Raw genomic sequence first — 17,257 nt, 5'->3', positions numbered from 1 at the left:
AAGCCGTGCCGAAAAAAGATCTGTCTTTTAAGGCCCCTTCTGCCTGAAAACCCCCGGAGCAAAGTCCGCGGAAAAAATTTCCCCTCAGGGGTTATTCATACTTGGTATGAATGTTGTATTGGTTTTTGACTACTAAACGATGAATAGGCCGAGTAAAGTCACCGATTTAAAAATCGGTCGAGAATGTGCCTTAAAATTGTGGATACCGCGGAATTGCTCACGCCTAACCGGGAAATAAGGGCTATTTTTCATTAGCAGCATGGATAAGTTTAAAATCAGAACTATCAAAATCTACTGAGATCAATCGATCAGAGTTTGTCTCGAAGGTGAGATCATGGCAAGTAAAGTAATGACAAACAACGTTGCTGCAAGCAACGTTATGGCAGAGACCGTAAGCGACGCAGAGATCGTTGCACAGTTCAAGCAGCGCGGGTGCTGGGGACTGTACACGAGCGTGGACCTGAAGGGGTGCGACCCGGCATCGATCAGGGACGCAGAGAAGATCCACCGGTTCATCGTCGAACTGTGCGACCTCATCGAGATGAAGAGGTTCGGCGAACCGCAGATCATCCACTTCGGCCCCTGCGAGAGGGTCGCAGGATTCTCCATGACCCAGCTCATCGAGACATCGCTCGTCTCCGGTCACTTCGCGAACGAGACCAACGCAGCCTACCTCGATATCTTCAGCTGCAAGGAATACGAGCCCGCGAGAGCAGCGGAGTTTTGCAGGGACTTTTTTGGAGCAGAATCGGTAACGTATCAGGTACTGTTCAGGGACTGAATACGAACATACTACCCGGAAGAACACTTCAGCGTAACGTATGACGGCAGAGAGCACCTGCCATCTCTCGCCGATTAAACAGGAACCCGCCGTGGGGGGAAGATCCCCTCTCGATTTTTTCAACGATGACGGCCCGGACGTCTGGACCTACCGGGCTGTCCAGACGAGTCTATTTTGTAAGACCCTGTTGCACGGATTTCGTGGGATATCGCCACGCACTGCCCCCCCCCTGGGGCGGGGAACGACGCTCCGCTAGGAACGACCGTCCGCAGGACGCGACAGTTCGCTAGAACTGGAGCGTGAGCACCGAAGGTGCGAGACGGGAGTTTGAGAAGCCATCAGACTTCGAGGAGCGGAGTTGAGGCACCGAAGGTGCGGGGGAGGAGGCCGGGCGGGGTGGGGGTTGCAGATAGTCTTATGAGGGAGAGACAGGGGAGGGGGCACGCCCCCTCCCCGTCAGCCCCACAGCGAAACCCTTCGGGTTTCTCGAACTCCTGTCCTGTGGACAGTCGTTCCCCCAATGGCGATAAACGACCGGCGGCACGGCGGGAATTCGAGCACCGAAGAACGACGTTCCTTCAGGAACGGAGTTTGAGCACCGAAGGTGCGAAGGTGCGCAGGCCACCACGGTCCACTGCATGGTGATATGCCCAATCAGTGACGACCTGGGCAACTTGGCCGAGGTTGGACGGCTATTTGTCGTCTCGAAGATACAGCACAAATCCTGACCCCTCACTGATCAGAAAGACTGGTGCATGGTTCAAATTATGTGCGTTCGGTATGAACGACGACTGATTTCACATAAACCCGGTAAAACTCAGTCATCGGAGATCTCCGATTGAGGGGAGGCCGAAACGACCGGAAAAAAAGTGTTTCAGGGGGACTCGTAGGGGTTCCGGAGACCCTTGGGGGTTCCGTCCGCCTTGAGGCCCACAGTCTTGCGTGCATCCACGTTCTTCTGGTTCTTCGTGATCTTCTCCGTGGCGAGCTTCGTCACGAGGTCGAGGCCGGGCTTGACCTGGTCCATCGGCTTCGTCTCGAAGCAGCCGGCGGCGATCGCGCCGTCCCAGACCGCGTTACCCTTCATGCTCCGCACGAAGACCGTGCTCCAGCCGTCGGGGCTCCCAACAGAGCCGCTCGAGATGTCGGCGAGGTTCGCGACGTAGTCCAGGCAGACGTTGCAGCCGGGCTGCACGTACTTGTGGATCAGCTTCAGGGGCATCTGGCTGACTGCACCGCGTTCGGTGTAGACCGTGAACTTGCCCTTGCCGATGTCCATCTTCTTGACGGACTCCATCTTCTGGTTGCAGTGGTCCTCGACGATTGCCTCGAGCGCCTGGTAGGAGAGGTTCTCCATGCAGAAGATGCCGAGCGCGAGGGCGATCTTGTCGTCGACATCGCGCATGCCGATCGGATAGAGCTGAGCCTTCCGGACGGCCTGCATCTGGCAGGGCGTGCCGACGATACCGACGCGGTCGAGACCGTAGCTCCGGGTCGCCTCCTTGATCAGGTTGAGGTTCGGGCTGATGGTGTAGCGCGTTCCGGCAGCAGCCAGAAGTTCGGCCTTCGTGGTCACGACCATGGGCTCCGGCTTCCAGGGCTCGTCGCTCGGCCCTGCGACGATGGCACCGTCGATGATACCCTCTTCGAGCGCATACGCGAAGAGCGTCGTGATGATGCCGCCGTCCTGGGACTTCTTTGTGATGTCCTTGTCGGTCGAGCGCGCCGAGATTACGGACTTGTAGTTACCGAGTACGTCCATCTTTCTCACCTCACTCCATGGCTCCCTTGATGGCATCCATGATGCCCTCATAGTTGTTCATGACGTCGAAGTTGAACCAGCTCCTGGGGCACTGCGCGTAGCAGGCGCCGCACTTGATACAGAGGTCGCGGTTCACGTTCGGCTTGCCGTACTCCATGGTGATGGCACGGACCGGGCAGGTGCCGGCGCAGGTTCCGCATCCCATGCAGAGACCCTGGTTGATGACGTCATACATCAGGTCGCAGCCGCATGCCTCGTTGCCGCGCTGTGCAAGCTGCATCAGCGGGGTCAGGTAGGCGGTCGCGAGGTTCTTCTGTTCGTCGTTGCCGCGAAGCAGCAGGTAGGCCATGACGGCGACGTTTCTGACCTGCTGCGGGCACGGGGGACAGGACGGGATGTAGAGATCGACATCGACGACCTCGCTGATCGGCACGAATGCCTCCTGGGCCGGCTGGTTCCACTGACCACCACGGCAGAACCGGGTGATGTTGCCGTAGGCCGCGCAGCCGCCGTAGGCGACGAGCACCTTCGACTTCGCCCTTGCTTCTTTCAGTTCCTCTACCGAGATCTTGTCGTTCAGACAGCACGAACCCTCGACCAGGCACACGTCCATCTCGGGGACATGGCGCACGTCGACCAGGGTCAACGCGTAGACCAGGTCCGCGTAATCATCGAGCAGCTTGAAGAGACCCTCGTAGTTATCCGCAAGGGTAACGAGGCATCCCGTACATCCGCTCAGGTGTAATTCACCTATCGTAATCTTTTCTGCCACAGGCTTTTCCTCCTTTTGTACAACTTCCACCTTTTCTTTTACAATCACATCAGAGGGCTTCACCGCGGGCTTCGCCTGCGGCTGGGTTGCCGCCGGCCGCCCCTCAGACCTTCTCTCCGGGGTTCTCCCCGGCATCTCCGGTGGTTTCTCCCGGCGACGCCCAAAGATGCGTTCCTTGATGGTTGATAGTAGCCCCATATTCTACCCCAATTTCTTCCAGCACGATGCGCACTGTTTTGGGAATGGCACCCTCAACCTCCTCAGTGAGCCCCAGTTCAAACTCATGGCTCGCGACACGCTTGGGCTGACACCCGATGATCGTGATATCGATGACGTCTTTCAATCGTTGTAGCGGCTCTGAGAGATCCCACGAATGGGCATCCCGGTAGGTGCCCGGCGGCAGGTCTTCGGGCCGGAGTTTCGTCACATCACCGGGGTTGGCGCCGAAGTCGGCGGTATCGATGATGATCAGCTTCTTGACCGGCACCTCTGCATCTTCCATCAGGGTAAAGAGGAAGTGAGGGGCGCCAAGGCCGGCATCGATTACCTTGACGTTGTCGGGCAGTTGTAGTTTCTGGAGTTCCTCGACGACTGCAGGACCGAACCCGTCATCTGCAAAGAGGGGGTTGCCGCATCCTGCGATCACGATCTCACGGAATAGCATGCGTGTACGCTCACTGAATGAGTTTCTGGGCCACCAGTCTCTTGTCTTCGTCGATCACCAGCATGTGCGTCGCACAGGAGACACAGGGGTCGTATGCACGCATGATGACTTCCGCAAGCCGCCAGGGTGCACCGGTCAGTGCACGGCTGCAGGTGGGGAAGTTCCAGGTCGTCGGGACGAGCATCCCGAAGTACTCCACCCGGCCGTCCTTGACCTTGGCCATGTGGACGTCGGTTCCACGGGGAGCCTCGTTTGCGGCCCATCCGAAGGATCCGTCACCCTGCGGGATCTCGTCCGCGAGGACCGATCCGGAGGTGTCGAGCGCGTCGAGCGCGTCGATGATGCCGTAGGCAGTCTCGGGGAATTCCATCTGGCGAGCGATCTGCAGGCCCATGGCGCCCTTCTCGTCGTAGTTCTTGAACTGGACGAGACGTGCACGCGGTCCTACCTCGACGGGCTGGCCGTCGTAGAGCGGGACGCCGGTGCAGGCCTCCATCTGGGGCCAGGCCTTGTTCCCTACGGGGGTCGTGCCGCCGATCGGGTAGTTCGGGTCGGCTTCGTCGATCTCGACTTCGCCCATGTACCAGTCCCAGGGGCGGACTTCGGTGAACCGATCGGGGAACCACATCGGGGTCTCGTCGAGGCTCGAGCTGCCGTAGACCGGCGCGGTAGCCATGTAGCCCTGGTTGTGGTAGCCGAGGTCCTTCGTGATCGGGACTTCGACGCCGCCGACTTCAGACCAGTCGCGGTTCTGGTAGTTCCGGAAGACCGCGATCATGAACTCCATCTGTTCCTGGGCAAGGACACGAGATTCCTTGGCGAGATCGTAGAGTTTCGCCTTCGCCCGCGGGGTGATGTTCTTGTACATACCGCCGACACGGGGGTTGCTCGGGTGGATGGCCTCTCCGCCGACGATCTCGCCGATGGTCTGGCCGATCTCACGGAGCCGCTGGATCCGAAGAGCAACGCTCCTGACCGGTTCTTCCTTGGTGAACGGGTTGATCTTTACGTCGGTTCCGGGGATGTACATGTCCGGGAGGGACAGGATGTTGTGGATGGCGTGGCTGTGCATCCTGTTGGCACACTGCAGGATGTACCGCAGCAGTTTCGCGTCCTCGGGGATCTCGCACCCGATGGATGCTTCCATCGCCTCAATACCCGCCAGGGTGTGCGCGATGGGACAGATGCCGCAGACGCGCGATGCGATCTTTGGAACCTGCTCCATCGTCTTGCCGATGGCGAGTTTCTCGACACCCCTCACCGGGGTGATGCTAAGCCAGTCTCCACGCTCGACGATGCCTTCATCGTTGACCTTTAGAACGAGCTTTGAATGGCCTTCATGTCTCGTAGTTGGGGAAATCTCTACAACTTTCGACAAATATATCGCCTCATTCCGATATTATGGTGTTCTGAACACTATACTGGTGTTACCACACAATTCTGTACTGAAAACGTACGCGAGTACGTCAACAAGGATTATGAAGAAAACAGAGTTTATATCTTTCGCTTCGGGACACACTCTAATATTACGATGTTGTAAAAGAGTAGTACTTAATGTCAGAATGTCCGGGCCGCGTATAAAAATGTGGAATTATGCCGGATTTACAGTGTGCCTTTGTCCATCTCCGAGACGAGTTCGGCTATCGTTGCCTTTCGCTCAGCGTATGCATTATGCTGGTGGATGCTCTCCTCGTTCGTCTGCTTGATAGTGACTACGGAGTCTCCGGGCAGATCGTGGAACTGCGCGATCACCTTGCGAGCCATCTCGCGTACGCAGTCTTCGACGAACCGCGGATTCTTGTGAGCTTCCATCACCACGTAACTCTCGTCGCCCCGCTTGAGGAGCTCGTAGATACGTGCGCTCATGGAGTCCTTCAGGATCTTGATGATCTTCTCGAGGCTGATGTGCTGATCGTCGTCGATCTCGATGCAGAGGAAACCCCGCCCACGCTGGTTGTGCGTGGCCATCGGCACCTCGTTGAAGAACGCCTCGATCTTGTCCTCCGCCACGCCGAGGTTCTCGAGGACATGCAGGGCATGATCCTTCATGATGTTCTGGGCGCAGGGGCAGGCGGTCATTCCGGTCACTTCGGCGCCGATGCTCTTTCGGATGATCGGGTCCCCTTCGTTCCTCTGGGCTATTGCTTTCGCGTGGACGTTCACGACCTCATGGCAACTCGTCTCGCTGACCGGCGTCTCCCGCCGGACCATGAACTTGCTTCGCATCCGAACCTCGGTTCGTTCCGCGTATTCGTGCCGGTCGAGGAGTTTCCTCGCCACTGCGCTGCAGAGTTCCTCGATCTCGTTTACATCCCCGTCGATGGCCTGCTGCAGCACGTCGTCGATAACCTCGAAGTTCCGGGAGAGGTTCGCCCCTTTGAGGCTTCCGGGGAGATCGACGAAGACGTCGAAGTTGGAGATGAAGATGACCGGCCGTTTACCGGGGCGGGCGACTTCAACGAGTTTTTGGACGTTTTTGACACCCACCCTGGTCAGGTTGATCCGGACCTCCGGCAGGCTGGACTGGACATCTGGCAGTTCCATTACAAATCCTCAATAGCGTATTGAGAGTAAGGTTTCTCTTCATCAACCTTAAAATGACCCTCAGTGCACCACCGGGGTTCTTCGATATAATATTTATCAGGTTTGCTGTCTAACCGGGAGTGAGAACCTATGGTGCAAAAATACTATGAGTCCGATGCGGACCCTCGCACCCTGGAGGACAAGACCATCGCCGTCATCGGCTATGGATCCCAGGGACGCGGACAGGCGCTGAACCTGCGTGATTCCGGGTGCCGGGTCGTCATCGGCCTGCGGCCGGGAGGCAGCTGGCAGAAGGCATCCGAAGACGGTTTTGAGGTCTACTCCGTGGCCGAAGCAGTCAAGCGCGCCGATGTTATCCAGATCCTCCTCCCCGACGAGAACCAGGCGGCCGTCTACCGCGCCGAGATCAGCCCCAATATCAGGGAGAACGCCTGTCTGATGTTCTCTCACGGATTCAACATTCACTACGGCCAGATTGTCCCCCCGCCCACTGTCGACGTGGTCATGGTCGCCCCGAAGGGGCCCGGCCACATGGTCCGCCGGACCTATGAGGAAGGTAAGGGAGTGCCGGCCCTCATCGCCGTCCACCAGGACGCCACGGGGCAGGCACGTGCCATCGCGCTCGCTTATGCCCGCGGGATCGGCGCGACCCGTGCGGTGGTGTTCGAGACGACGTTTGCCGAGGAGACCGAGACCGACCTCTTCGGCGAGCAGGCGGTTCTCTGCGGCGGGATTACCTCGCTCATCAAGGCCGGGTTCGAGACCCTGGTGGATGCCGGGTATGCGCCCGAGATGGCCTACCTCGAGGTCCTGCACGAGACGAAGCTCATCGTCGACCTGATCTACGAGGGCGGGTTCACGAAGATGCGCGACTCGATCAGCAACACCGCCCAGTACGGCGACCTGACCCGCGGTCCCCGCGTCATCGGGCCCGAGACCTACATGGCGATGCAGGAGATCCTCGAGGAGATCCAGAACGGCAAGTTCGCGAAGGAGTGGATGCTTGAGAACATGGTGAACCGCCCGGTCTTTAACGCGCTGACGAGGGCGGATGAGGAGCACCTGATCGAGCAGGTGGGCGCCGAGATCCGCGGGTTCATGCCGCAGTTCCGGAAGTAAGGCCCTCCTCTTTTTTCCGTCCTTCGCGTGAAACTACATCGCCGTCCTTGAACCGGTAACCTCACGCGAAGGCGCGAAGGGAAGTTGCCGGTACCTGCGCCGGAGTTCGTGTGAGGGCCGTGAGCATTGCTCCACGCGGCCCCACCCGATACCCGTTTATACCCGGCCGCGTCACCCTCCGGTATGTCCGTCTGCATCATCTATCACTCGGAGACCGGCAACACCCGGGCGGTCGCCGAACAGGTCGCCGCTGCGTCCGGCGGCGATCTCATCGGGGTCAGGGACCTTGCGAACTACTCGAAGGTGGGGATGTACCTGAAGGGCGCTCGCCGGGCCATGAGGGGAGATTCTGCCGATATCGAACCCGCGGCTATCGACGTCTCCGGCTACGAGACGGTCGTCGTCGGAACCCCTGTATGGGCAGGAAACCCTACTCCCGCGATCAACGCTGCGGTCAATACTCTCCGGGGCATCGAGGGGAAACCCACGATCGTCTTCTGCACGTCGGGCGGGTCACCGAGAAAGACGCTCGAAACGCTGACGGCGATGCTCGCGAAGAGGGGTGCCGACGTCCGGGGCGCGGTTCCGCTCACTGCACGCACCGCGAAGAGACCGGAGGCGGTGAAGCCCCTGGTCGATCTCGTCCGGCAGTCGCGAAGAGAGATGGCTGCTCAGTAACGCACCGCACGGTCTTCTGCCGGCAGCATATTGAAGACCTGGTGGGCCGCCCACCTGCATACGTGTGCGAGTCCCGGTGCAAGGTAACCACTTTTTGACGTCGCGCGATCAATAGTGAGGTATGAGCCCGTCATACGAAGACCTTCTGAAGAAGGCGTATACCAATATCACGGAACCGACGGAGTTCGAGGACCGGTTCACGGTTCCGACCGCCCGCGCCTTTATCGAGGGGAAGACCACGGTTCTGGAGAACTTCGCCGAGATCGCGAGTACCCTCCGGCGCGAGCAGGATCACCTGATGAAGCATCTCCTCGGCGAGCTCGGTACTGCCGGCAAGGTGGAGGGGACACGTGCTGTCTTCTCCGGGAAGTTCGAGCAGGAGCAGATCAACACGATCATCAAGGGCTACGTCGACGACTACGTCATCTGCTCGGAGTGCGGGAAGCCCGACACCCGTCTGGTCAAGACCGAGCGGGTTCTGACGCTCAAGTGCGACGCCTGCGGCGGTCACCGGCCGGTGCGGAAGCGAAAAGCGATAGTCGATCCCTCTGCAGCGTCGAAACCGACCGAGGGCGCCATCATGGACGTCACCCCGCAGTTCCTCTCGAAGCGCGGTGACGGCGTGGTGAAGATCGATCGCTACACGATGTACGTTGCGAATGCAAAACCGGGCCAGACCGTGAAGATAAAGATCACCCGGATCGCCGGGACGATCATCTTCACCGAGCGCGTGGACTGATCGCGTCTTTTTTGATCTCCACCCACATCCCCTCTTCTTCGTCCCTGATACGGGCGTGGGCGACACCGCTTTCGGCAAGTTCCCGGCGGAGGGTCTCCGGGGTCGCCTGCCCGCTTCGCCGGGCGATGTCGCTGTCCCAGTTCGGGTTTCGCCGCCGCATCTCTGTAAAGATCGCTTCCCGGAGTTCAGGCGTCCCGAAACTGCCGCCGACGTACGCGACGCCGCCGGGCCGGAGTATGCGCTCGATCTCTAAAAATGCCCGCGCCCGGTCTTCCCAGAAGTAGATCGAGCCGCGGCTGACGACGAGCGAGACGGTATTGTCCCGAATCGGCATGCAGTGGACGTCGCCGGTGACCGGGATCACCCGGTCGCCACACCCGGCGGCGGTCGTTCGGGCAATCCGGGACGTCGCCGGGTCGGCATCGAGCGCGATGATGGAGAGGTTGCTCTTCTCCGCCAGCGCTACGGAGAGGTGGCCGGGGCCACTCCCGAGGTCGAGCGCGATCCCGTCCCGTATCCCCGACCACGCGAGCGCCTGCTCCGCGATGACGGGGTAGATGGGAGCAAAGACTTCCCGGGCAATCCGGGCGAAGCCTTCGGCGCTCTTCTTCATGGGACGCCTACGCGGTTTCGAGCGCTTCCATCTGGCTGAGGATTTCGCCGGCGTAGCCGGAGAGCCGCTTTGCCGCGTCGGTGATTGCAAGAAGAGGTGGCCGGCCGCCGACCGTGGTGACGACGAGTTCGGGGTCCGTGAACCGGAATGCCTGCTTGCGCTGCGCAACGTCCACCTGCGGATCGCGGATGAGTTCAGTGGCGAGCGCGTCGATGTAGGTGTTGCCTTCGCCTTCAAAGAGGATCCGGGCTTTATCGTCGGTCAGCTCCAGGAGTTTGAGTTTCATGGCCATACGCAACTATGTTTGGTTTTGTGAGGAGTATATAGGTATGGGTGGGTCCGGATCATCCTCCGCTGCGTCAGTGCTTCAGGAGCGCTGTGGCCGGGGAGCCATGCCGCGTGATGATCCCTCCCGGTCCTTATGACCCGTGCACGTCCGGCGCGACCAGGTCGCGGAGTTCCCTGCGGTCGCGCGATGTGTCCCAGACCCCGGGTTCATCATCTGCCCGCGTGATGATCATGGCCTCTGGATAATCTTCGAGATCCAGAAAAATTATCACCTCGTTTACCGTGACCACCTTCGGCGACCCGTCAACGAGATAACCTGTCTCAAACGTCGTGGGGATCGGGAAGTTCATCGCGACGTAGGTGCCGTTCTGTTTCATGGCCTCCAGTTCCTCCGGCGAGAACCCCGTCTTGTACTGAGCAGAGATGCACCGGATCTGCTCGCCGCATTCTGCTTCGATGGCGGGATACCCGGGGTCTTCCGGGTGGAGGAAGACGCTCAGGCCTCCTGCGCGGTGAATCTCGATGTAGGGGGTATCCTCCCCGGGGTTGTCTGCCGGACGAGGCGTCCAGTCCCCCGGCATTCCCGGCAACGCCTCGCCATGATCCAGTCCGAGGAAGAAACCTCTCCCAACCTCCCATCCCACACCCTCCATCCAGACAACGATCGCCTCTGCCGGCATGGTTCGATTGTCCAGGGCGGTAAGGTGCATCTTGAGGCGTACCTTCTCCCCCATCCGAAGGGTGAAGGAGTCCGGGACATAGGAGACGCATACATCATCGGGCAACCCGTCGGTCCGAACGACCCTGACATCAATACTGGTGTCGGCCTCCGAGGAGACGATGATCAGGAGGGTCGCCGATGCATTCGATCCCAGAATGAGTGTCGGCGCTCCCGGGCGATCGACCCTCACTTCCTCAAAGCCCGAGGAGTTCCCCGTATCGAACTCAAAGAGGAAAGGAGGAGCCCCCTCCTTGCCAGCAGGAGCGTTGATGATCGGCTTATCCAAGATGTCTGGCTGGAACGTGGGGGGTCGGTACCGAAGTCACATCGCCAAGTACCCCCTCGCTCGTACACCCGGCCATAAGAAGGACACACCCCAGAATAGCAAGAGAGAGCATAGGGGCCGGCACTGTCTTTTTAAGCCTGCTCCTTTCCTTTTCCATCGTCTCTTCACTCCTCCCGCTGCGGGAACGTGCATTACGTCCCCCAATTTGCTTCCGGTACTCGCTACTACAGCCTAAAACTGACTCGCCGTCAGGCAATATGTCCATAGAACTGCCGAACCCGCGCTGTCCTGCCGCCTCTCTTCGCAGATACCATAGATAGACTGTGTTCCTTCATAACTTCCAACCCAGTCAACCGCATACTTCCCGGCGTTTCCCACCCGGCATTCACCCGGTTTCGGCCTGATCTTGCCCTGGTGCAGGATGAAGTCCTTGCTGATGTTGTGGCAATCCGGACCCGAAAACTCGAGTCCGAACCGTAATGTAACTGTATTTTCAACACCACGCATATCCCCATCGGGGGCGTACCATAGCAAGTTTGATGTGGAATTTTCGAACTCTACCCGGCTCCAAAAGTTCCGAAGGTTTGAGTCGTCGCCTATCCAGGTATCCTCGCGGTTTTTCGCAGCGCCCCACTGCCACCAGTAGTAATGATCTCTGCCCTGCTCGTCGGTCAGGTCTAACGCATAGAGAACCAGTGCATTGTCGGAATCTGCCAGGACCACGCCGTCATTGTTCCTGATCTCCAGACTGCCGCTCCATGCCGACACATACCGGATATTCGGCGTCGCACCCGCCCCCTGAGATGGACCGCGGGTTTCGTCAGGGATGTGCAGTCTTAATGCGCTCACGGCCTCCGAACCGTATTTCTGCTCCATTCTCCCGGCGTAGGCCATAAATTCATCTTCAGACATGCCTGAACTATTGGGGGCAATTCGCAGCGTTTCCTGAGCAGTACTCGTAGAGAGAACTGCCTCGGCACCCACCGCCAGCACGAAGATCGCGCCGACGATCATCAGCGCCGCAAACATTGCGCCGATTCCGGAAAGGAATTTTGGTTTCATGGTTCCACACCTCGATGCGTGCTCCGGGAGGCCGTGGAACCGCAACGGCTATCTCTGATGATAGCCAACAGCACCATTAGCCTCCGGGCACGCGGTGGGGGCCGGGGCACGACGCCAATCGAGACACCCGGCTCCCGCGGGATACCGCGTGCGGTATCACCGATGGAGACTTCGCTGTTCTTCTTTATACCGTTTCTCGGACAAACACCGATTCATCCGGGCGTTCATAGGCCTCAAGTCCAGGGAAAAGAGCGGGAGTGCAGGTATCAGAGCCTGATACTCCAGTGCTTTCCCCGGGGTCCAGGTGCAGGCAGAGTGCGTGCAGGGTGGGCCGCTCCCCGCTCTCACCGGATATCCATCCGCATGAACTTCCCGTACGCGGCGGCGAAGAAGACCGACGGGAAGACGATCAACGCCGCAACACCCCGCCAGATCTGGTCTTCGGCATCTTCCAGTGGCATACCCGAAGGATCGGCGACCGGCCAGACCACCGCATGATAACTCACTATTGGGGAGAAGAGGTTGACCGTATCAGTGACCACCTGTCGTCTGCCCCGGTATTCTTCCATCTCCCCGGTATGCTGCCTGCACTCCTCCTCGTATGCCATCCATACCGCTTCATCAACCGGACGCCCGTCCACGGTCACCGGCATCTCTGGTCTCTGCGGCGGGTCGCCCGCGACCACATCCCCAAGAGCCGTCCCGAAGACCGGCAGCAGGAAGGCGATAGCGAAGAAGAGTGCCAGGCCGTAGATCACCGCATGCCCGCTCTCCTTTGTGACGACCGAGAGGGCGAGAGCGAGGGCGAAGAACGCCAGCAGGTAGAGGAGCGAGGCGAACCCAATGACCCCGATAGCGGCAACCTCGCCCGCCGTCGGCACGATCGAGCAGACGAGGAGCACGGCAAGAGTGAGAGCGAACGCGGTGACGAGGGCAACCCCGAGAGCCGCAACCCCGCCGAGCGCCTTGCCGTTGATGACCTCGTCCCGGTAGACCGGGTGTGCGAGGAGGGTTTTGAGCGACCGGGACTCCTTCTCCTTTGATATCAGGTCAAACCCGGTCGCGATCGCGAGCATTCCTCCGAACGGCACCAGGGAGCTGACCAGATACCCGAAGACGGAGAGGATCGACGGCCGCTCAGGCATCATGCCGGGTCCTGCGGAATCTCCTGCTTCCTGTAACTGCTGGTTATACGACTCGAGGTTCTTGTTGTACTGGTCGATCCCCTGGTGCATGCCGAGCAGGGCAAACATCAGGAGCAACGCAAGGATCACCAGGAATTTCCGGCTGGTGAGGTGGTCGGTGAACTCCTTCCCGGCCACGGTGAAGACTCGTTCTGCTGCCATATCATTACCTCTTGTGTGTCATATGATCGTTCATTCTGCCTACCGCCTCCGCGAGATGAGGTACCCGACAGCGAGGAGCGAGGCGGCGACCGTGCACGCGACCGGGACCAGGGGGAGCGGGTCCTCAGGGGCTTGTGCCTCCCGCACAGCGCTGTTCTGGATGTAGTAACGCATAGGGTCGTCATACAATCGTCTGACGAGATACGTCGTCTCGTCATACCCTACGACATCCCCGCCAGCGACCGCCGCCACCTCGTAGCGGTGGAGCCCCGAGGCATGGATAATGGTATGCCCCCCCTCAAGCCCGGTGATCCAGATACCGTCGACGTAGCCGTCGACTCGGGTCTCTGGGTCTTCCTCTCGCGGGCCGTCGTAGGAGAGGGAGACAAACGGGGTGCCATAATGCTGCATTCCATACTTCTCGCGGTCTTCTTCCGTCCGCTTCCAGGGGATGCTGATACCCCCCGGCTGATGGTCGGACCCGGGGGTGTCGCGGCCGGTACCAGGCACGTCGGCCTCCAGGTCCAGGACGCCCCGGTTCCCGGCCGCATCGTAGGCAATGACCCGGACGCTATGCTGGCCCGGCGGGAGGGTGACCTGCCCTGATGTGAGGGCGCCAAAGTCGGTCCCGTCGACGATGAGGTGCGTCACCGCGGGTTCGGAGACGGCGTACCGGATCGTCCCGTCCTCCTCGACCGACCCTTCCACCGCCGGGGGCGTCGTGTCGTCTGCGGCGGCAAGGGTCCGGACCATGCCGGTCACCGCTTCGGTGCAGGACGCCGCCAGGGAGAGGTTCAGGGTCTCGGGGGTATCGTCCGGGGTATGCCGCAGGGTGTAGCCGCTGTTGTCGGTTATCAGGGCGGCGGGGATATGGTGCTCCCAGAAGCGCCAGTGGTCGCCCCCGAGACTCGATCCAATCAGATGGTTGATCGCCGGGGATTCGGGGACGGTGTCCAGTATCCAGCTGTACTGGGGGAGTGTATCGACATGGAGTTCGTCGCCGCGTGCAACGCAGTCGAGGTTGACGGCCGCGATGATATCCCCGGCAAGGTCCGCGTGGCGGTCCAGCCAGTCGGCGCTCCCCTGCAGCCCGACCTCCTCGCCGGAGAAGGCGATGAAGTAGACCGATCGGTCCAGGGATTCCGTCCGGAGCGCCCGTGCGACCTCAAGCATCACGGCGACCCCGGCGGCGTTGTCGTCCGCTCCGGGGCAGTCGGGACCGTAGACATCGTAGTGGGCGCAGACGACGACGATCCCCGGCCCGGAGCCCTTCTTGATACCGATGACGTTCTGGGTCGTGGCCGGTCCCGCATCCGTCTCGACGGCAAAGACCTCCTGCTGTACGTCATATCCGTCCTCCTCCAGTCTCCCGGCGATGTAGTCGGCAGCCGGTCCGTCGTCGAAGCCGGGGACCCGCTGGTAGTCGGTGAGCACCCCGATGATCTCGGTTAATGAATTCATATCCTCGGCACAGGCCGGGGTAGGTATCGTCGTGCCGAGGAGGAGCAAAGCGGCGATGATCGGGATCCCGGCAATGAGGGGGCCAAAAAGTTGGGAAGAGGAGGAATCTGCCGCCATTGTGGGTTATCCTTACACCAGGATGAGGTCCCCGCGAGCCGAGGCGCTCTCGGAACCTTCACTGCACGTGATCTCCCAGTGGTACGAACCGGGACTGGCGGGCGTAAAAGGTACCGACAGCTTGCCCTTCCAGTTGTTGTTGATGAGCGGAACGTCGAAAATGGACTTCGTGGCTACGGAACCATCCGGCCCTTCCAAGCGGAATTGGGCCGTTTGTCCAACTACCTCATTATAATCCCTGTATTCACAATCCACGTCGATCTGGTAGGTTACCCCGGGTATATAGGAGCCGGCGTACGTATCAGCTGAAGCAGTGCAGTCGATGCCTCCGTCCTCATTGATCAGGAGCGAGCCCCCATTAATGGCCACGGCATGCAGCCCGTTCTCAGCGCTGACCGACGCCACCGTCATACAGACGAGAAGCAGGCCGATGACGGCAACGGCACACGGTCCGAACATTTTTTTCTGTTTCATGATGTTTTTACCTCCGTTCATGCGTACCCGGGAGGCCGTGGAACCGCAACGGCTATCTCTGATGATAGCCAACAGCACCATTAGCCTCCGGGCACGCGGTGGGGGCCGGGGCACGACGCCAATCGAGACACCCGGCTCCCGCGGGATACCGCGTGCGGTATCACCGATGGAGACTTCGCTGTTCTTCTTTATACCGTTTCTCGGACAAACACCGATTCATCCGGGCGTTCATAGGCCTCAAGTCCAGGGAAAAGAGCGGGAGTGCAGGTATCAGAGCCTGATACTCCAGTGCTTTCCCCAAAGACTGGTGTGCAGGCGGAGTGCGCGCACCTTCCCACCGTAGTGAGCGTCACGGCGAACGATCGCCAACACGGGAGACCGAGGGAACACCGATAACATTCAGGGGTCTCTGAAACTCACCTACCGGGAGGGAACACCCCCGGGGCTGATCCATCCAGCGGGATCTGCCGCGCTCCGGGCCGGTTTAAGGCGGGTCCGCATATCCATCAGTATACGAGAATAGTTCTCGGCGAGAGTATACCGCACACATCGCCCATCCCTCTCTGCGATCACAACACCCAGATCTTCCAAGTATCGTATGTGTTCATAAACTGTAACTCCTGATAACTCGACGTCTTCTGCAATTTCTTCGTTGCATGCGCCTTGATTGAGATAGATCTCTGTTATAATTCTCCGCAGACTCTCATTCCTCAGTGCGATGATGAGGTTCTCCTCCTCGGCCGAGTATGGGGCACCTGCAACGAAGTAATGAGTCCTCCCTCTTTCCAGTATCGTCTTTAAGAGACCCACGGATTCCATCGTTTTCATATGGTAATCAAGCGTCCCTCGCGTCAGAGGCACACGCCTCAATATCTCCCTGAAGTGCAATCCCGGGTTCCTCTTGACAAATCTCAAGATCTTGCGTCTCTGCGGACTCTCAAGGGCGTTTTCTTTGCAAATCCGTTTGTACCCGAGGTATCCGGCGGCCTTCAACGGAATGAGGGTCTCGATCGGGGCTGCCGTCAACTGGGGAAATACAGACAGCAGCAGAAAGAGCCAGAGCGGTATCGGGTCTACCTCCTGCACCTTCTCGCCCGATATGGACATGCCGGGCTCTTGCCCGACGTTTCTTGAGGGCCGGACCGTGTATTCGGTGGCATCGGCAACCGCTACCAGCAGCACCAGAAAAAGGATCGAGAGGATAAGCAACCGGAGATGTCCACCGGGCCTAGTATTGGTAGAGGTTGAGGGTGTATGATCTCTCTGATGATACCTTCTCGCCGTATACATCGAACGTCCAGGTTCCATGGTCCACATAATTGCCATCTGGGTCAATGTCGATATGAATCTTGCCATCCATCATTCCGTCGCTACTGTCGCGGAACGTGCCGATCCTGCTTCCCGATGGGGCGTAGATGGTCAACGCCAGAGAATCGGAGGTCGAACCCCAGTTAAGGTATACCTCAAGGTACTCGACGCCGCTTCCGACATAAAATTGGTGCCTGTTGGTCTCGCCCTGGCCGACGGTGTCGGAGAGCCCTAGCGTCGTCACCGGGTCATCCGATGTTGAAGGGCGGACCGTGTATCCGACGCCTTCGTTCGCCGATACAGGAGGCACGGCAAGGAAGGCAACGGCGAGCAGCAGGACAAAAGCCCCGTATTTTCTCTTTGCCGATGTCATAATGGATTGTTGTGACCTGTGTTTTATGAGTTTTATGGGACAAACACCGATTCTATTCTCGTCTCCGTCCGCTTCGAATCCCGGGAACATCACGGTATTCACCTCTCCGCCGGAACTGGTCTTCGGTCCTCGAATGCATTCTCCCTGGT

The 17,257-nt window shown here is 59.5% G+C and carries 18 protein-coding genes; 4 read left to right on the top strand and 14 right to left on the bottom strand.

Features of this window, described 5'->3' with window-relative positions; translation table 11 throughout:
- Nucleotides 1-334: 334 nt before the first annotated feature.
- Nucleotides 335-781 (top strand): S-adenosylmethionine decarboxylase, encoded by a 447-nt coding sequence (gene speD, locus MEMAR_RS10755; RefSeq protein WP_011845010.1) that lies wholly within the window; start codon nt 335-337, stop codon nt 779-781.
- A gap of 874 nt (nt 782-1,655) precedes the next feature.
- Here speD and frhB read toward each other — a convergent pair.
- From frhB to mptA, 5 genes are all read right to left on the bottom strand, one after another.
- Nucleotides 1,656-2,543, bottom strand: coding sequence for a coenzyme F420 hydrogenase subunit beta (gene frhB, locus MEMAR_RS10750; RefSeq protein WP_048064012.1), 888 nt, complete (start codon nt 2,541-2,543; stop codon nt 1,656-1,658).
- A 10-nt stretch (nt 2,544-2,553) separates the two neighbouring features.
- On the bottom strand, nt 2,554-3,315 hold the full coding sequence (gene frhG, locus MEMAR_RS10745; protein ID WP_048063844.1) for a coenzyme F420 hydrogenase subunit gamma: 762 nt from the start codon (nt 3,313-3,315) through the stop codon (nt 2,554-2,556).
- A 103-nt stretch (nt 3,316-3,418) separates the two neighbouring features.
- Nucleotides 3,419-3,979, bottom strand: coding sequence for a coenzyme F420-reducing hydrogenase, FrhD protein (gene frhD, locus MEMAR_RS10740; RefSeq protein WP_011845007.1), 561 nt, complete (start codon nt 3,977-3,979; stop codon nt 3,419-3,421).
- Between the two features lie 10 nt (nt 3,980-3,989).
- Nucleotides 3,990-5,357, bottom strand: coding sequence for a coenzyme F420 hydrogenase subunit alpha (frhA, locus tag MEMAR_RS10735; protein ID WP_011845006.1), 1,368 nt, complete (start codon nt 5,355-5,357; stop codon nt 3,990-3,992).
- 224 nt (nt 5,358-5,581) lie between these two features.
- Nucleotides 5,582-6,523, bottom strand: coding sequence for a GTP cyclohydrolase MptA (mptA, locus tag MEMAR_RS10730; RefSeq protein ID WP_011845005.1), 942 nt, complete (start codon nt 6,521-6,523; stop codon nt 5,582-5,584).
- 129 nt (nt 6,524-6,652) lie between these two features.
- Between mptA and ilvC the strand changes: the two genes are divergently transcribed.
- From ilvC to MEMAR_RS10715, 3 genes are all read left to right on the top strand, one after another.
- Nucleotides 6,653-7,642, top strand: a complete 990-nt coding sequence (gene ilvC, locus MEMAR_RS10725; protein WP_011845004.1) for a ketol-acid reductoisomerase — start codon at nt 6,653-6,655, stop codon at nt 7,640-7,642.
- Between the two features lie 183 nt (nt 7,643-7,825).
- Entirely contained in the window at nt 7,826-8,320 is a 495-nt protein-coding gene (locus MEMAR_RS10720; protein WP_011845003.1) for a flavodoxin family protein, read from the top strand.
- Between the two features lie 121 nt (nt 8,321-8,441).
- On the top strand, nt 8,442-9,059 hold the full coding sequence (locus MEMAR_RS10715) for a translation initiation factor IF-2 subunit beta (RefSeq protein WP_011845002.1): 618 nt from the start codon (nt 8,442-8,444) through the stop codon (nt 9,057-9,059).
- Here the strand turns inward: MEMAR_RS10715 and MEMAR_RS10710 are convergent.
- From MEMAR_RS10710 to MEMAR_RS10670, 9 genes are all read right to left on the bottom strand, one after another.
- On the bottom strand, nt 9,040-9,672 hold the full coding sequence (locus MEMAR_RS10710; protein ID WP_011845001.1) for a class I SAM-dependent methyltransferase: 633 nt from the start codon (nt 9,670-9,672) through the stop codon (nt 9,040-9,042). The two genes, MEMAR_RS10715 and MEMAR_RS10710, sit on opposite strands and share 20 nt — an antisense overlap.
- Nucleotides 9,673-9,679: 7 nt before the next feature.
- Entirely contained in the window at nt 9,680-9,958 is a 279-nt protein-coding gene (locus MEMAR_RS10705; RefSeq protein ID WP_011845000.1) for a DNA-directed RNA polymerase subunit L, read from the bottom strand.
- A gap of 133 nt (nt 9,959-10,091) precedes the next feature.
- The gene (locus MEMAR_RS13190) at nt 10,092-10,967 is read right to left on the bottom strand and encodes a hypothetical protein (protein ID WP_187147923.1); all 876 of its coding nucleotides are present in this window, start codon (nt 10,965-10,967) and stop codon (nt 10,092-10,094) included.
- A gap of 231 nt (nt 10,968-11,198) precedes the next feature.
- Nucleotides 11,199-12,029 carry a hypothetical protein gene (locus MEMAR_RS10695; RefSeq protein WP_011844998.1) on the bottom strand — a complete coding sequence of 277 codons (831 nt, stop codon included), beginning with the start codon at nt 12,027-12,029 and terminating at the stop codon, nt 11,199-11,201.
- A 344-nt stretch (nt 12,030-12,373) separates the two neighbouring features.
- Entirely contained in the window at nt 12,374-13,375 is a 1,002-nt protein-coding gene (locus MEMAR_RS10690; protein ID WP_011844997.1) for an ABC transporter permease subunit, read from the bottom strand.
- Between the two features lie 39 nt (nt 13,376-13,414).
- A complete protein-coding gene (locus MEMAR_RS10685) occupies nt 13,415-14,836 on the bottom strand; it encodes a M20/M25/M40 family metallo-hydrolase (RefSeq protein ID WP_245526600.1) in 1,422 nt (473 codons plus the stop codon).
- Nucleotides 14,837-14,965: 129 nt separating this feature from the next.
- Entirely contained in the window at nt 14,966-15,427 is a 462-nt protein-coding gene (locus MEMAR_RS10680; RefSeq protein WP_011844995.1) for a hypothetical protein, read from the bottom strand.
- Nucleotides 15,428-15,847: 420 nt separating this feature from the next.
- Nucleotides 15,848-16,636 carry a winged helix-turn-helix transcriptional regulator gene (locus MEMAR_RS10675; RefSeq protein ID WP_048063843.1) on the bottom strand — a complete coding sequence of 263 codons (789 nt, stop codon included), beginning with the start codon at nt 16,634-16,636 and terminating at the stop codon, nt 15,848-15,850.
- 19 nt (nt 16,637-16,655) lie between these two features.
- A complete protein-coding gene (locus MEMAR_RS10670) occupies nt 16,656-17,210 on the bottom strand; it encodes a peptidase (RefSeq protein WP_245526599.1) in 555 nt (184 codons plus the stop codon).
- Nucleotides 17,211-17,257 lie beyond the last annotated feature (47 nt).

It is taken from the genome of Methanoculleus marisnigri JR1 (assembly GCF_000015825.1).
Taxonomy (GTDB): Archaea; Halobacteriota; Methanomicrobia; order Methanomicrobiales; family Methanoculleaceae; genus Methanoculleus; species Methanoculleus marisnigri.
The sequence above is the reverse complement of the archived record's forward strand: the minus strand, read 5'-3'. Positions and strand labels throughout refer to the sequence as shown.

What these genes read in the sequence shown, in the direction of transcription:
- mptA (WP_011845005.1), bottom strand. Translation starts at nt 6,523, where the DNA reads ATGGAACTGCCAGATGTCCAGTCCAGCCTGCCGGAGGTCCGGATCAAC.
- MEMAR_RS10690 (WP_011844997.1), bottom strand. Translation starts at nt 13,375, where the DNA reads ATGGCAGCAGAACGAGTCTTCACCGTGGCCGGGAAGGAGTTCACCGAC.
- MEMAR_RS10695 (WP_011844998.1), bottom strand. Translation starts at nt 12,029, where the DNA reads ATGAAACCAAAATTCCTTTCCGGAATCGGCGCAATGTTTGCGGCGCTG.
- frhB (WP_048064012.1), bottom strand. Translation starts at nt 2,543, where the DNA reads ATGGACGTACTCGGTAACTACAAGTCCGTAATCTCGGCGCGCTCGACC.
- MEMAR_RS10715 (WP_011845002.1), top strand. Translation starts at nt 8,442, where the DNA reads ATGAGCCCGTCATACGAAGACCTTCTGAAGAAGGCGTATACCAATATC.
- MEMAR_RS10680 (WP_011844995.1), bottom strand. Translation starts at nt 15,427, where the DNA reads ATGAAACAGAAAAAAATGTTCGGACCGTGTGCCGTTGCCGTCATCGGC.
- frhD (WP_011845007.1), bottom strand. Translation starts at nt 3,979, where the DNA reads ATGCTATTCCGTGAGATCGTGATCGCAGGATGCGGCAACCCCCTCTTT.
- MEMAR_RS10710 (WP_011845001.1), bottom strand. Translation starts at nt 9,672, where the DNA reads ATGAAGAAGAGCGCCGAAGGCTTCGCCCGGATTGCCCGGGAAGTCTTT.
- speD (WP_011845010.1), top strand. Translation starts at nt 335, where the DNA reads ATGGCAAGTAAAGTAATGACAAACAACGTTGCTGCAAGCAACGTTATG.
- MEMAR_RS10705 (WP_011845000.1), bottom strand. Translation starts at nt 9,958, where the DNA reads ATGAAACTCAAACTCCTGGAGCTGACCGACGATAAAGCCCGGATCCTC.
- ilvC (WP_011845004.1), top strand. Translation starts at nt 6,653, where the DNA reads ATGGTGCAAAAATACTATGAGTCCGATGCGGACCCTCGCACCCTGGAG.
- MEMAR_RS10685 (WP_245526600.1), bottom strand. Translation starts at nt 14,836, where the DNA reads ATGAATTCATTAACCGAGATCATCGGGGTGCTCACCGACTACCAGCGG.
- MEMAR_RS10720 (WP_011845003.1), top strand. Translation starts at nt 7,826, where the DNA reads ATGTCCGTCTGCATCATCTATCACTCGGAGACCGGCAACACCCGGGCG.